The sequence below is a fragment of the Pseudomonas sp. L7 genome, assembly GCF_046605565.1.
Lineage (GTDB): Bacteria > Pseudomonadota > Gammaproteobacteria > Pseudomonadales > Pseudomonadaceae > Aquipseudomonas > Aquipseudomonas wayambapalatensis.
Map to the genome: position 1 here is coordinate 1,413,726 of NZ_CP176784.1, position 13,396 is coordinate 1,427,121.

Sequence of the window (13,396 nt, forward strand, 5' to 3'; positions counted from 1 at the left end):
GGGCAGCCAGCCAGGTGATCCACCTATCCGCAACTGGGAGAACGACCCCCTATGTACGCCTATGTCGGCTCGCGCACGGCCCGGGAGCGCAATGCCCGTGGCGATGGCATCACTGTCTACCGCCTCGATCAGGCCAACGGCAGCCTGGAGCAGGTCCAGGTCGTCGGTGATCTGGTCAACCCTTCCTTCCTGGCGCTGAATCGCGCTGGGGATCGGCTCTACACGGTGCATGGCGACCTCGACGAGGTCAGCGCCTTCACTGTCGACAAGGCCACTGGTCGGCTCGCGTTGCTCAACCGTCAGCGCTGCGAGGGCAGAAATCCGGTGCACCTGGCACTGGACCCGAGCGAGCGCTTCCTGGTGGTGTCGAACCACATCACGGGCACGCTTGCCGTGCTCAATGTCGAACAGGACGGGCGCATCGGCCCCCTCAGCCAGTTGCTCACGCTTGAGGGGCCGATCGGCCCGCACCGTATCGAGCAGCCCTTCGCCAAGCCGCACTTCAACCTCTTCGATGCCTCGGGCCAGTTCGTCCTGGTGCCGGACAAGGGGCTGGACCGGATATTCACCTTTCGCTTCGACAACGGCCGCCTGCATCCCGCCGAGCAGCCTTTCGTCACCACTCGCGAAGGCGCCGGCCCGCGGCATCTTGCAGTGCACCCCAAGGCGCCGTTCGCCTATGTGGTCAACGAGCTGGACTCGACCGTCACCACCTACCGTTTCGACTCGCACAACGGCGCGTTGCAGCCGCTGCAGATCCTCTCGACGTTGCCCTCGACCTACACCGGCAACAGCCGCGCCGCGGAGATCGAGATCGACCGCAACGGTCGTTTCGTCTATGCCTCCAACCGGGGCTACGACAGCCTTGCGGTGTATGCGGTCGATGCAGCCAGTGGTCTTCTGAGCCTGGTCGAAGTGCAGCCCAGTGCCGGCAAGACTCCTCGCTTTTTCGCCCTTACCCCCAATCAGCGTTTCCTCTTCGCGCTCAACGAAGACAGCGACAGCATCGTGGCTTTCGTCGTCGATCCCGAGCAGGGCAGGCTGCGCCAGACTGGTTTCTCGGTGTCCACCGGCAGCCCGGTGTGCATGGTCTTTTCTGCCTCAGCCCATTCTTGAATCGGTGCTGGCCTTTTCGCGGGCAAGCCCGCTCCCACAGCCAGTAGCTGTAATCATCAATTCCACTCATCGCCCAGCGGAGTTCCAATGACGCTCACTATCCCCCAGGCCGTTCTCGACGAAATCGCCCCTGATGGCGTCCTGCGTGCTGCCATCAACTACGGCAACCCGGTCCTCGCCCAACGCGGCCCTGATGGCGAGCCCCAGGGCGTCTCGGTCGCCCTGGCCAAGCAGTTGGCCGAAGAACTGGGCGTGCGCCTCGAGATGCGCACCTTTGACGCCGCGGGCAAGGTGTTCGCCGCCCTGGAGGAGGGCGCCTGGACCTTGGCCTTCCTCGCCATCGAACCGGTGCGCGAGGCGCAGATCGCCTTCAGCGCGCCCTACGTGCTGATCGAGGGCACCTACCTGGTCAGAAAAGACGCCCCCTTCCAGCACGTCGACGAACTCGACCAATCCGGCCTGCGCCTGGCCGTCGGCAAGGGCGCGGCCTATGACCTCTACCTCAGCCGCACCCTGCAGCATGCCGAACTGTGTCGCGCCGACACCTCCGCAGCTGCCGTCGATCTGTTTGTCGACGAAGGCCTGGACGCCGCCGCAGGTGTGCGCCAGCCTTTGCAGAAGGTCGCCGACACCGATCCGCGCTACCGTGTGCTCGACGGTGCGTTCACCGCGATCCGCCAGGCCATGGCCGTTCCGAGGGGCTGCGACAATTCGGCCGCATTTGTAAGTGACTTTGTCGAGCGTTGCCTGCGTCAAGGCTTTGTTCGGGGGGCTTTGCTGGCCACCGGACAGACCGATGTCAGCGCACCGCGCTGACCGTCCCTGGACTCCACCCACGTCCAATCAATTGAGGTAACAAGCAAGATGGCCAAGGCCGCCGATGTCGTTGTGCAATGCCTGGAAAACGAAGGTGTCGAGTATGTGTTCGGCATTCCCGGCGAGGAGAACCTCGACCTGCTCGAATCCCTGCGCAAGTCGAAGATCAAGCTGGTACTGACCCGCCACGAGCAATCCGCAGGCTTCATGGCTGCCACTTATGGCCGCCTGACCGGCAAGACCGGCGTCAGCCTGTCGACCCTGGGCCCAGGTGCGACCAACCTGGTGACCGCCAGTGCCTACGCGTACCTGGGCGGCATGCCGATGATGATGATTACCGGCCAGAAGCCGATCAAGAAGTCCAAGCAGGGCCGTTTCCAGATCATCGACGTGTGCGGCATGATGGACCCCATCACCAAGTACACCCACCAGTTCGCCTCGGCCGACAACATCCCCGCGCGCATGCGTGAAGCCTTCCGCCTGGCCGAAGAAGAAAAGCCAGGTGCCGTGCACCTGGAACTGCCCGAAGACATCGCCGCCGAGCAGACCGACGCCCTGCCGATCCCGCGCAGCCTGCACCGCCGCCCGCTGGCCGAGCACGTGGCCATCGAAGCCGCTGTGCAGAAGCTGCAGAACGCACGCAACCCGATCCTGGTGATCGGCGCCGGCGCCAACCGCAAGATGACCGCCAAGGTCCTCAAGCAACTGATCGACAAGACCGGCATCCCGTTCATCACCACGCAGATGGGTAAAGGTGTGGTCGACGAGCGCCACCCACGCTTCCTGGGCAACGCTGCGCTGTCGTCCGGTGATTTCGTGCACCGCGCCGTAGAGGCGGCCGACCTGATCATCAACATCGGTCACGACGTGATCGAGAAGCCACCGTTCTTCATGGTCCGTGGCGGCACCGAAGTCATTCACATCAGCTTCCGCTCTGCCGAAGTCGATGCCGTGTACTTCCCGCAGGTCGAAGTGATCGGCGACATCGCCAACGCCGTGTGGCAGATCAGTGAAGCGCTGACCGACACCTCGCACTGGGACTTCACCCGCCTGATGGCGATCCGTGAAGCCAACGAGGCGCAGATCGCCGAAGGTGCCGATGACGACCGCTTCCCGGTCTACCCGCAGCGCCTGGTTGCCGACATCCGTCGCGTACTGCCCTCCGAAGGCATCGTCGCTTTGGACAACGGCATCTACAAGATCTGGTTCGCCCGCAACTACAAGGCGCACAAGCCCAACACCGTACTGCTGGACAACGCCCTGGCGACCATGGGCGCCGGCCTGCCGTCGGCCATGGCTTCGCACCTGGTGTACCCGGACCGCCCGGTGATCTCGGTGTGCGGCGACGGCGGCTTCATGATGAACAGCCAGGAGCTGGAGACCGCAGTGCGCTTGGGCATGCACATCACCGTGGTGATCCTGCGTGACGACGGCTACGGCATGATCCGCTGGAAGCAGGCCAACATGGGCTTCACCGACTTCGGCCTGGACTACGGCAACCCGGACTTCGTCAAGTACGCCGAAGCCTACGGCGCCAATGGCCACCGCGTGGAAAGCGCCGAAGGCCTGCTGCCGCTGCTCGAGCACTGCATCAAGACCCCGGGCGTGCATGTGATCGACTGCCCGGTCGACTACAGCGAGAACGACCGCATCCTCAACAGCGAGCTGCGTGAGCGCGCGCTGGCGGTGTAAGGCCTGAGGTGCCTTCGCGGGCAAGTCGAGGTTACGATACGCCCGCGAAGGTTTTCACAGTTCAAAACAACTAATTACCACTTGCCATTTGCTTGGGCGCGGCATTTTCAGGTTTCTTTTTTCCTCGAAGGAAGTGCCTGAATCATGACTATAGGATCGTCACACAATCATCCTGCCGATCTGGCTATCAAGCCGAACTCTCCCCTTAAGCCCTGGGCTGCACGATTTCCCAATCCACCTGACCTATGTTTTGACTATCGCCGACTGGTAGAGCAAGTAGACGGTATTGCCCTTGCAACTCGCCCGGAGCATCGCATCTGCATCGTTGGTGCGGGCGTTACAGGCCTCACCGCAGCGCGTGAACTGCTGCGTTGTGGTTTCACCCAGATTACCTTGATCGAGCAGTCCCATCGTATTGGCGGGCGACATCTGACCGTGGTAGGTCATCCAGAGAGCCACGCTCAGTCTTCGACGCCGTTCGAGATGGGAGCCATGCGTATGCCGTTCTTCAATCGAACCGGCGAGCCTCCCAAGGCAGGGCGTTCACTCATGGCCCATTACGCCCAGTTATTTGATCTGAAGATCTCCGACTTTCCTAATCCAGGCACACCGTGGGTCAATGCTACGGGTATATACCTGCGGGAAGGTTTGCTGCATGGCGAGGGAGATCCCAAGTTGCTCATTTGGAAGAATCCAGAGGGCATTACACCCCCACCAACCGAAATCTTGCAGTCGGTTCACGGTAAATGGCAGCGCTTTGCCAAGCGGTTTGCCGAGAAAGTGGCCGCTGTGTATGGGACGGCGGAGTGGGAGGCCATGTGGTCTGCCATCGTTGAGCACTACCATCGTTTGTCCTTTCGCGATCTGGTGCACCTGCCTGTTCTCGACACATGGAGTGCGGCCGATCCTGGCGCGTTCGGTGGGTTGGGAATGGATAGCGACGAATCGGCGATCTTTTATGCCATCGGGATAGGTGACGGTAGTTGGGGCGCCTTCTATGACGTCTGCTGCCTGTATCCGCTACGGACTGCAATTTTTGGATTCAGCAGCCATTTGCAGTTGGTCCACGGCAGGGTGGATGACCAAGGTGTACCGTTGCCCGCGCCTTATTTGGAGCGTGATGGAATCCCCGATAGCAGAGGGGAGAGGTTCCAGGCGCCGACTTATGTAGGCTTGGCGGCAATGGATGAATGCCTGCTTTTCATGCCGCTGGAGGCGGGTGGCACTTCACTCTATGAACAGTGTGTTGCCCGCGACAACGGGCTGCTCACTAGCAGTTCGGTATGTGCACTGCACAAGCTAGCCGATGGCCGTATCCAGGTTGATTATCGATGGCAGCCAAGCGAGCCCGCGGAGGAGAAACTGCTTAGCGACGTCTTCGACAGCGTAATCCTGACGATGCCTTCCTGGTTGATCGAAACCAATATTCGCCTCGAGGGATTCAGTCAGGCTGTATTGCCACAGCCGATTATCGATGCCTGGAAACATGCGCACTGGGAGACCAGTTGCAAGGTTTACGCGCCTCTCGATAAGCGCTTCCTCGACCATAATCCCCAACTGCCGCAGATATTGATTACCGACAGCTTTGTCCACGATGTCTATGCCTATCGCTACAACGACCACTGTGCGCATGACTGCATCCTGCTCAGCTACACATGGGAGGATGATGCGACCAAGCTTGCGGTGTTCTCGGACGATGAACTGGTGGACAAGTGTGTGGCTGAGCTGGATCGAATTCTGATGCGATGCGTCAATATCGCTGAACCCATCTCTCCCTACATCGATAAGCAAAACATTCGCATACAACGCTGGATGACAGATCGTAATTCGTTGGGGTGCGCGAAATTGTACCGAGCTGGTACCTACTATGACGCCGTCAGCCTGATGAAGTACAACCGTGACCTGGCCGGTGCTTCAGGGCTGTACCTTGCCGGTGAGTCCTTTTCTGTCGATGCCGGCTGGACCGAGCCTTGTCTGCGTACAGCCATCGATGTGGTGATCAACCTCTGCGACCACACCCAGGCTCAGTTCAAGGGCGATTTCACTCTTGAGTGCTATCCGCATTATGAGGTCCGGCGGTCTTGACCGATGCGTAGGCAAGTAGGATCTATCTTTCAAGAGATTTGAACCTTTCTTGCATGGTGATGAGAGATCCCTGACTGTTTCTCTTTGTACTTCCCCAGATCTACTGGCGGCCTTCCAAAACAACCACAAGAGGAAGCCGCCATGCACCACCCCGTCAGCCCTGTGCGCGTCGCTGTCATCCAGTACGACCCGCAAGTTGGTCTCGAACATTGCGACGCCAATCTCTGTCAAAGCCTGGCCCTTGTACGGCAGGCTGCGCGCGAAGGCGCCAACCTCATCGTACTGCCCGAGCTGTCCAATACCGGCTATACCTTCCAGTCCCGCTCAGAAGCCTATGACCATGCCGAAACCTTGTCTGAGGGGCGAAGCCTCAAGGCCTGGACGGAGCTTGCCCGCGAGCTGCAGGTCTACCTAGTCGCGGGCTTCGCCGAACGTGATGGCCTCAGGCTCTATGACAGCGCCGTGCTCCTGGGGCCCGGCGGCCTGCTGGGGCATTACCGCAAGGCGCATCTGTGGAACCAGGAGAAGCTTTGGTTCACCCCTGGTGACCTGGGCTTCCCGGTCTTCGAGACGCCAATAGGCAGGATCGGCCTGTTGATCTGCTGGGATATCTGGTTCCCTGAAGTCCCCCGCCTGATGGCCGCGCAGGGTGCCGATATCATCTGCAGCCTGAACAACTGGGTGTGGACGCCACCGCCGCTGTTCGACGAGGCGGGGCGCTGCATGGCGTCGTATCTCACCATGACGGCAGCCCATGTCAACAACCTCTACATCGCCGCCGCCAATCGTATCGGCCATGAACGTGGCGGGCGTTTCCTCGGCTGCTCGCTGATCGCTGGCACCCATGGCTGGCCGCTTGGGGAAGTGGCCGGAGCCGAGCAGGAGTGCATCCTCTATGCGGATGTCGACCTTAGCGCAGCACGTTCGGCGCCCATCTGGAACAGCCTCAATGATCTGCCCCGGGATCGACGTATCGACCTGTACGACGCGACCCTGGGTTATCGGTTGCATGCACCGCTGCCGCGTTGAGGAGAGGGTATGGAACACGTACACGATTCGACACGACGGTCATTCACCTGCACTTTCATCGTGGCCGCCGTGGCCGGGATGCTGCTCGTGGTTTTGGTGTTGGGACAGTGGCCTGATTACGCCCACGTCGCCGCGACCCTGGATCAGCCATTGAGTCGGTTGCGCTGGATCATTGGTGACATCAGCGAGGTTGCGTTCTACAAGCATGAGCTCCCCGCCCTGGGCCTGCTGTTGGGCGCGAGCCTTGCGCATTGGGCCCAGGTTCGGGGCTATCGTTGGCAAGGCTTCGCCATCTGTTACGGCAGCGGGCTCTGGCCATGGCTGCTGCTTAGTTCGATGCTGGGGTTGCTGCTCAGCCACGGGTTGTGGGGCTGGACGCTTTCCAGCGGTACCTGGCAACCGACATTCGTGGCCTTTGTGTCACTGCCAGCGGCCATGGTGCTGTTCTTTGGCGGGGGCTGGCGAGTCGCGATCAATGGTGCTCTGCTCGGTGCCGTGCTAGTGACCCCGGCGAGCCTGATGATGGTCAATTACTTGTGCTACCCGCTGGGCTTGCCGGTAGTCATCGGCAATGTCTGCGGCATGGCACTGGGCAGCGTGGTGGCCTTCCTGTTGTGCAAGCGCTATCCCGTGCTGGTACGTGATGGCCTCGCAGCCGCCCCGTCGACCGCGGGCGCATGCAACCCCGACCATGGCGTTGCCTGGACCCTGCGGCGGGTGCTGGCAGACTTCAGCGAGGCGCCATTTTTCGGCAATGAACTGGCCAGCCTGGGCCTGCTGTTGGGCGTACTGCTGGCTTACATACTCGCACCAGGTGCCCCGGCCTATGGCTCACAGTTGGTGCTGCACATGGTGGCAGGGCAGGCGCTGGCCTCGTTGGTCGGCGTGTTATTGTGGCGACGGCAGTGGATGATGCGGGGCTGGTACCCCACCTACATTCCCATCGTCTCGGTCGTGCCGGCGACGGTCCTCACATGGGGCGGCAGTTGGCAGGTGGTGGTGGCCAGCGCAGTGTTTGGCGCAGTGTTCGCACCGCCCTTGGCCGTGGCCATCACTCAGCGTTTGCCACGCTACATGCACGGTTATATCGGCAATGTGTTGTCCATGGCCATCTGTACCCTGGCGATCGTGCCTCTGGTCGGATGGCTGGCAGGAGGTGAAGCATGACGCAGGAAACGGCATTGCCGCGTGTCGCCATCGGCAGCCTGGGGGGGACGGTCAGCATGCAGGCCGCAGCTCCGGGGCAGGGGGTCACACCGAAACTCGATTGTGATGCAATGCTGGCTGCATTGCCGCAACTGGTCGGGCTGGCGCAGTTCAGCACGGCGACTTTATGCCTGGTACCGAGTGCATCACTGGACTTCACCGGGTTGCTGGAAGTCTTGGCGTGGGCCAAGGCGCAAGTCGGGCAGGGTGCACAGGCTGTGGTGCTGACCCAGGGTACCGATACCCTCGAGGAGGCGGCGTACTTCCTCGACCTGCTCTGGCCATGCGATGCACCACTGATCATGACCGGTGCCATGCGCGCTGCCAGCCACCCTGGGGCCGATGGGCCGGCCAATCTACTGGCGGCCGTGCGGGTGGCCCTGTCCGAGAACAGCCGGGGGAGGGGTGTTCTGGCCGTGATCAATGACCAGATCCATGAGGCCAAAGCGGTTCGCAAGACGGCAAGCCTTGCGATGGCGGCGTTCGAATCCCCGGGCAGCGGGCCCATAGGGCAGGTGGTAGAGGGCTGTGCACACTATCGTCAGGTCGCTTCACGACGCCGAGTGCTGCCTCTCCCGCAGCGCACCAGCCAGCGCGTTGTCCTGCTCGAGGCCTGCCTCGATGCCGATACGACCTTGCTGCAGGCCCTCCCGGGGTTGGGGTATGACGGGCTGGTCGTCGCCGGGTTTGGTGCCGGCCATGTTTCCGAGCCCTGGGCCGATACGTTGGCTGATGTGGTCGGGCACATGCCGGTCATCGTCGCTACCCGCACCGGCAGTGGCTCGACGGCTCGTGCGACCTACGGTTTTGTGGGGGGTGAGATCGACCTGCAGGCGAAGGGCATGCGCATGGCTGGTGTGCTCTGCCCGCGCAAGTGTCGCATCTTGCTCTGGTTGCTGCTGGGCAGCTCAGCCCTCACAGAGTTGGATGACTGGTTGGCCCACTGAGCCGGTGCCCGCATGAGCGGGCACGTTTTGCATGGCTCTGTGCTAGGGTGCACCCCTATTCAATCAGGACGCCAGCCCATGCTCCCGCCGCTCAGCGAAAAAGAACTCCACCGCCTCGAAGACCTCCTGATCACCTACGGCAACGACTATTCGGTACTCAACCTCGCCGAGCTCAACGGTTTCTTCACTGCGCTGGCCAGTTCGCCTGTCAGGGTCAACCCCGAGCAATGGCTGCCAGCCGTTGCCGGCGGCAAGGTGCCCAAGTTCAAGAAGCCCGCCCACGAGGAAGCCTACACTGCGCTGATGCTGCGCTACGCCGACCAGGTCGCCGACGAGTTGGACGAGAACCTCGACGGCTTCGAGCCTTTGTTCGAGGAAAGCGAGGGCGAGGAAGGGCCAGCGATCATTCTCGAAGAGTGGTGTTTCGGCTACATGCGCGGCACCCAGGTTGCCGAGTGGAGCGAGTTGCCAGCGCAGCAGGACGCCCTGCTCAAGGCCATTTCCCTGCATGGCCTGGAAGACAATTTCGAGCTGCTCGATGCGATGAGCTTCGATGAACACCAGGCCTGCGTGCCGGGCGTGATCGAGGCGGTCCGTGGCCTTTATCGCTATCAGAAGCTGACACGCGACTGATCACTGGTGCTTCATAGCGAAGTCGGCACTCAGAGCAACCGGTGGCAATCGACCTACCACCGGTGCCATGTACTGCGGTGGCTTCTTCGCGGGCAAGCCCGATCCCACAGGGTTTGTGAGCAATGCACCGCTTGTATTATTCCGATCAGCGAAATTATGGATTGCTGGCCACACGGATTCTGTTGAACGGCGAACAGGTGCAGGATTCCCTCCAGCAGCGCCATCCTTGGATACCGGCGCTCAGACCTCAAACCTTTGAACCGGAGTCCAGATCATGACCAACCCTATCAAGCTCTATCACTTCCCCAAGTCCGGCCACGCTCATCGTGCCCTGCTGATGCTGTCGCTGCTCAAGCTGCAGCCGGAAGTCGTCTTCGTCGACCTGGCCAAGGGCGAGCAGAAAAAGCCTGAGTTCCTGGCCCTCAACCCGTTCGGGCAGGTGCCTGTGATCGATGACAACGGCACCATCATCGGTGACTCCAACGCCATCCTCGTCTACCTGGCCAAGACCTATGGCCAGGGCCGCTGGTTGCCCCAGGACGCCGCCGGCGAAGCCCGAGTACAGCGCTGGCTGTCCATCGCCGCCGGCCCCGTCGCCTTCGGGCCTGCTGCTGCCCGGCTGATCACCGTGTTCGGTGCAGGCTTCAATGCCGACGAAGTCATCGGTCGTGCCCACAACCTGCTCAAAGTGATGGAGGCTGAGCTGGGCAAGGCGCCGTTCCTCACCGGCAGCGAGCCGAGCATCGCCGACGTCGCCAACTACTCCTACATCGCCCACGCACCGGAAGGCAACGTGTCGCTGGAAGCCTACCCGAATGTGCGAGCGTGGCTGGCGCGGGTCGAGGCGCTGGACGGTTTCGTAGCGATGCCGCGCACTGCGGCAGGTCTGCAGGCCGAGGCCTGATCCTCGCGACAGGAGATGAGTGATGAACGTCGTCGAACCGCTCGAGCAGTCTGCCGCGTGGCCTGGGGACAGGTGCCCTGATATCGACATGCTCGATGTCCCGGCGCTGCCCTGTGCCGCGGAGTGTGAGGCCAGTTACCTGCTGCCGCAGGTCATCACTCATCCCGACCTACTCATTCGCCCCGGCTGCTGAAATAATCGCACATCGTTTCCAGGCAGAAGGGCAGGGCATGGACCACATCCACCTGATGAAGGTATTCGTCGCCGTCGGCGAGCTGGAAAGCTTCGCTGGCGCGGCACGCCGGCTGGACATGTCGCCCGCTGCGGTGACCCGCGCGGTCAGCGCCCTCGAAGAACGCCTGGGGGTCAAGCTGCTGCTGCGCACCACCCGCAGCGTGCGCCTGACCGAGGCCGGCGGCCGTTACCTGGAAGACTGCCGCAGCATCCTCGCCAGCATCGCCGAGGCCAACGAGGCGGCAGCCGGAGTCAACGCCACGCCCAAGGGCGAACTGGCGGTGACCGCGCCGATCCTGTTCGGCAAGAAGTTCGTCATGCCTAGCATCGTGCGTTACTTGCAGCAGTACCCTGAGGTGGACGTGTCGGCGTACTTCCTCGATCGGGTGGTGAACATGGTCGAGGAGGGCATGGATGTGGCGGTGCGCATCGGCCAGTTGCCCGACTCCGGGCTCAAGGCCCTGCGTGTCGGCAAGGTCAGGCGCATGCTCTGCGCATCGCCCGATTACCTCGCCAGGCACGGCGTACCGGCGCACCCCTCCGATCTGCACGAGCATGTGGTGATCGCCACCACCAACCTGTCGCCACGTGCGGGCTGGCGTTTTGGCCTGACCGACGAGCCGACCATGGTGCGCATGAAGCCCCGCCTCACCGTGACCAGCAACGACGGTGCCATTGCCGCCGCATGCGCAGGCCTGGGTATCGCCCGGCTGCTGTCGTACCAGGTGGTCGAGGAGATCGCCAGCGGTCGCCTGCAGGTAGTGCTCGCCGATTTCGAGGAGGCGCCCTGGCCCATCCATATCCTGCACCGCGAGAGCAAGTACGGCTCGGCCAAGGTGCGCGCGTTTATCGACATGCTGGCCGCCGACGTGCGCGCCAAGGGCCTGGACTGACTGCCCGTCAGCCCGGCAGATAACGCAGGCGCAACCCCAGGCTGGCCTGCTCGCCCTGCTGCAGCAAGCGCAGCCCCGGGCGCCCGGGCAGGTGATGGGCGTTGATCGGGTGGCTGACCGGCTCGAAGCAGAAGAAGTCGCGATCTTGCGGACAGAACAACAGAAAGTGTTCGGCGCCGGTGGCCTGGCATTCCAGGCGATAGCCCGCGTCGGGCTGTTCGATGGTGCAGCTGCCTGTCCAGCCTGCGAAGGCGTGGTCGACCGGTGTCAGGGGCAAGTGGCGGGCGCTGTCGAAGCGCCAGGCCTCGGGAATGGGCGCCAGCCGTGATGGCAGCTCACCGCTCTCGCCAAGCCACACCTGGCGGGCGGATGCCTGCAGGCGGGTGTTGGCAGACCTTGGAAAATACGGGTGCAGGCCCAGCCCGTGCCAGGTCGCCTGGGCGGCAAGGTGGGTGACGTGCAGCTCCAGGTCAAGACGCCCCTCGTGCAGGTGCACATCCAGCATGGCCTGGTAGGCGAAGGGCTGCTGGCTGTCGAGGATCATCCGGGCCCGCCGCTGGCTGTGGTGCTCCACACGCCACGGCTGCTGCCAGGCGCTACCGTGGATCGGGTAGGGATCGTGATCGGTGTTCGCGGCCAGGGCCTGCCAGCCGTCCGGGCGGGCAAAGCCGCCAGCGGCGATGCGATTGGACCAGGGCACCAGCGGATAGCAGGCCAGGCGCCGGGGTGAGCCGCTGGCACGTGCTGCGGCGTCGCTGTGGCGCAACAACGCCTGGCCGGTGGCCTTGACCTGCCAGTTGACCAGGCTGGCGCCCAGCGCGGGGGCCAGGGTGAGACGGGTCAGGCGGTCCTGCAGGTGCAGTTCGGTCATTGCGCTGTTCTCCGGCAGGGCCGTGCTCATTTCGCCGCGGGCTGGCGGCGGTACGTCAACAGCACGATGCCACTGACCACCACCGCCCCGCCGAGCAGTTGCAGGCCGCTCAACTGTTGGTCGAGCAAGGCCCACCCCAGCAGCAGGGTGGCGATTGGTTCGATGTTCATCACTGGCGCGTTCTGCGCCATGTTCAGCCGCGGCACGCAGACGAACAGCAGGGTGAATGCCACCCCGTACAGCACCACCAGGCTGGCCAGGGCCATCCATCCCCCTGCGCTGCCCGGCAACGACAGGCCCGCCGGCACCCAACCACCAGCGCCTGCCACCAGCATGCTGGTGAACACGATCAGCAAGGTCAGCAGGCTGCGGACCGGGCCATGCACAGCGGCCAGCTTGTTGTCGGTGATCCACAGCGCACAGGCGAACACGCAGGCGGCACCGAAGGCCAGGCTGACCCCGAGGGTCCAGTGCGGATTGCTCGTGCCACTGTCGGCCAGGCGTCCCGGCACATCCAGGGCCAGCACCAGGCCGCAGAGGATCAGGGCCATGAACAGCACCGTGCGCCCGGTTGGGCGTACGCCGTTGAGCGCCCAGTTGAGCAGCGCCAGCAGGATCGGGAAGGTGTTGCCCACCAGCAGTGCCAACGCCACCGGGATGCGCGCCACCGCCGAGTACAGGCACAGGCTCTGGGTGGCGATCAGCAGCCCCAGCAGCAGTTGCCAGCGCCGGGTGCCGCTGGGCAGCCCCAGGGCCTGGCGTTGCCAGAGCACCAGGCTGGCCAGGGCCAGGAAGGTGATGCCCGAGCGGCAGAGAATCGCCAGCAGCACGCCGGTGCCGTCATCGAAGGCGATGCGCGCGGCGATGTGGTTGCCGGCGAACGAGCAGGCCAGCAGCGCCAGGAGGGCGATGGCCAGCTTGCGCGGGAAGAGGGAAGGTGAGGCGGGAACAGCCATGTGCAGGGTCCATT

At 63.0% G+C, this 13,396-nt stretch carries 13 protein-coding genes; 11 read left to right on the forward strand and 2 right to left on the reverse strand.

Annotated elements, in window-relative coordinates:
- Positions 1 to 51: 51 nt before the first annotated feature.
- The 11 genes from ACK3BK_RS06740 (at position 52) to ACK3BK_RS06790 (ending at position 11,555) form a co-directional block, all read left to right on the forward strand.
- A complete protein-coding gene (locus ACK3BK_RS06740; protein ID WP_411383959.1) occupies positions 52 to 1,116 on the forward strand; it encodes a lactonase family protein in 1,065 nt (354 codons plus the stop codon).
- A gap of 87 nt (positions 1,117 to 1,203) precedes the next feature.
- Complete coding sequence (locus ACK3BK_RS06745; RefSeq protein ID WP_186666995.1) at positions 1,204 to 1,932, forward strand: transporter substrate-binding domain-containing protein; 729 nt, start codon at positions 1,204 to 1,206, stop codon at positions 1,930 to 1,932.
- Positions 1,933 to 1,980: 48 nt separating this feature from the next.
- On the forward strand, positions 1,981 to 3,624 hold the full coding sequence (locus ACK3BK_RS06750; RefSeq protein WP_065861364.1) for an acetolactate synthase large subunit: 1,644 nt from the start codon (positions 1,981 to 1,983) through the stop codon (positions 3,622 to 3,624).
- A 144-nt stretch (positions 3,625 to 3,768) separates the two neighbouring features.
- A complete protein-coding gene (locus ACK3BK_RS06755) occupies positions 3,769 to 5,709 on the forward strand; it encodes a flavin monoamine oxidase family protein (RefSeq protein WP_411383960.1) in 1,941 nt (646 codons plus the stop codon).
- 141 nt (positions 5,710 to 5,850) lie between these two features.
- The gene (locus ACK3BK_RS06760) at positions 5,851 to 6,738 is read left to right on the forward strand and encodes a nitrilase family protein (protein WP_288377788.1); all 888 of its coding nucleotides are present in this window, start codon (positions 5,851 to 5,853) and stop codon (positions 6,736 to 6,738) included.
- Positions 6,739 to 6,816: 78 nt separating this feature from the next.
- A complete protein-coding gene (locus ACK3BK_RS06765; RefSeq protein WP_186722353.1) occupies positions 6,817 to 7,905 on the forward strand; it encodes a hypothetical protein in 1,089 nt (362 codons plus the stop codon).
- Positions 7,902 to 8,891 (forward strand): asparaginase, encoded by a 990-nt coding sequence (locus tag ACK3BK_RS06770; protein ID WP_288377787.1) that lies wholly within the window; start codon positions 7,902 to 7,904, stop codon positions 8,889 to 8,891. Before ACK3BK_RS06765 ends, ACK3BK_RS06770 begins: the two co-directional genes overlap by 4 nt.
- 78 nt (positions 8,892 to 8,969) lie before the next feature.
- A complete protein-coding gene (locus ACK3BK_RS06775) occupies positions 8,970 to 9,524 on the forward strand; it encodes a UPF0149 family protein (protein WP_411383961.1) in 555 nt (184 codons plus the stop codon).
- A gap of 274 nt (positions 9,525 to 9,798) precedes the next feature.
- The gene (locus ACK3BK_RS06780) at positions 9,799 to 10,428 is read left to right on the forward strand and encodes a glutathione S-transferase family protein (protein WP_411383962.1); all 630 of its coding nucleotides are present in this window, start codon (positions 9,799 to 9,801) and stop codon (positions 10,426 to 10,428) included.
- A gap of 22 nt (positions 10,429 to 10,450) precedes the next feature.
- Positions 10,451 to 10,621: a hypothetical protein gene (locus ACK3BK_RS06785; protein ID WP_411383963.1), complete on the forward strand. Its 171-nt coding sequence runs from the start codon at positions 10,451 to 10,453 to the stop codon at positions 10,619 to 10,621.
- Between the two features lie 37 nt (positions 10,622 to 10,658).
- Positions 10,659 to 11,555: a LysR family transcriptional regulator gene (locus tag ACK3BK_RS06790; RefSeq protein ID WP_411383964.1), complete on the forward strand. Its 897-nt coding sequence runs from the start codon at positions 10,659 to 10,661 to the stop codon at positions 11,553 to 11,555.
- Between the two features lie 7 nt (positions 11,556 to 11,562).
- On the opposite strand, the gene ACK3BK_RS06795 is transcribed toward ACK3BK_RS06790, so the two are convergent.
- Positions 11,563 to 12,426, reverse strand: coding sequence for an aldose 1-epimerase (locus ACK3BK_RS06795; protein ID WP_411383965.1), 864 nt, complete (start codon positions 12,424 to 12,426; stop codon positions 11,563 to 11,565).
- 26 nt (positions 12,427 to 12,452) lie between these two features.
- Positions 12,453 to 13,382, reverse strand: coding sequence for an EamA family transporter (locus ACK3BK_RS06800; RefSeq protein ID WP_411383966.1), 930 nt, complete (start codon positions 13,380 to 13,382; stop codon positions 12,453 to 12,455).
- Positions 13,383 to 13,396 lie beyond the last annotated feature (14 nt).

What these genes read in the sequence shown, in the direction of transcription:
- ACK3BK_RS06740 (WP_411383959.1), top strand. Translation starts at nt 52, where the DNA reads ATGTACGCCTATGTCGGCTCGCGCACGGCCCGGGAGCGCAATGCCCGT.
- ACK3BK_RS06745 (WP_186666995.1), top strand. Translation starts at nt 1,204, where the DNA reads ATGACGCTCACTATCCCCCAGGCCGTTCTCGACGAAATCGCCCCTGAT.
- ACK3BK_RS06750 (WP_065861364.1), top strand. Translation starts at nt 1,981, where the DNA reads ATGGCCAAGGCCGCCGATGTCGTTGTGCAATGCCTGGAAAACGAAGGT.
- ACK3BK_RS06755 (WP_411383960.1), top strand. Translation starts at nt 3,769, where the DNA reads ATGACTATAGGATCGTCACACAATCATCCTGCCGATCTGGCTATCAAG.
- ACK3BK_RS06760 (WP_288377788.1), top strand. Translation starts at nt 5,851, where the DNA reads ATGCACCACCCCGTCAGCCCTGTGCGCGTCGCTGTCATCCAGTACGAC.
- ACK3BK_RS06765 (WP_186722353.1), top strand. Translation starts at nt 6,817, where the DNA reads ATGCTGCTCGTGGTTTTGGTGTTGGGACAGTGGCCTGATTACGCCCAC.
- ACK3BK_RS06770 (WP_288377787.1), top strand. Translation starts at nt 7,902, where the DNA reads ATGACGCAGGAAACGGCATTGCCGCGTGTCGCCATCGGCAGCCTGGGG.
- ACK3BK_RS06775 (WP_411383961.1), top strand. Translation starts at nt 8,970, where the DNA reads ATGCTCCCGCCGCTCAGCGAAAAAGAACTCCACCGCCTCGAAGACCTC.
- ACK3BK_RS06780 (WP_411383962.1), top strand. Translation starts at nt 9,799, where the DNA reads ATGACCAACCCTATCAAGCTCTATCACTTCCCCAAGTCCGGCCACGCT.
- ACK3BK_RS06785 (WP_411383963.1), top strand. Translation starts at nt 10,451, where the DNA reads ATGAACGTCGTCGAACCGCTCGAGCAGTCTGCCGCGTGGCCTGGGGAC.
- ACK3BK_RS06790 (WP_411383964.1), top strand. Translation starts at nt 10,659, where the DNA reads ATGGACCACATCCACCTGATGAAGGTATTCGTCGCCGTCGGCGAGCTG.
- ACK3BK_RS06795 (WP_411383965.1), bottom strand. Translation starts at nt 12,426, where the DNA reads ATGACCGAACTGCACCTGCAGGACCGCCTGACCCGTCTCACCCTGGCC.
- ACK3BK_RS06800 (WP_411383966.1), bottom strand. Translation starts at nt 13,382, where the DNA reads ATGGCTGTTCCCGCCTCACCTTCCCTCTTCCCGCGCAAGCTGGCCATC.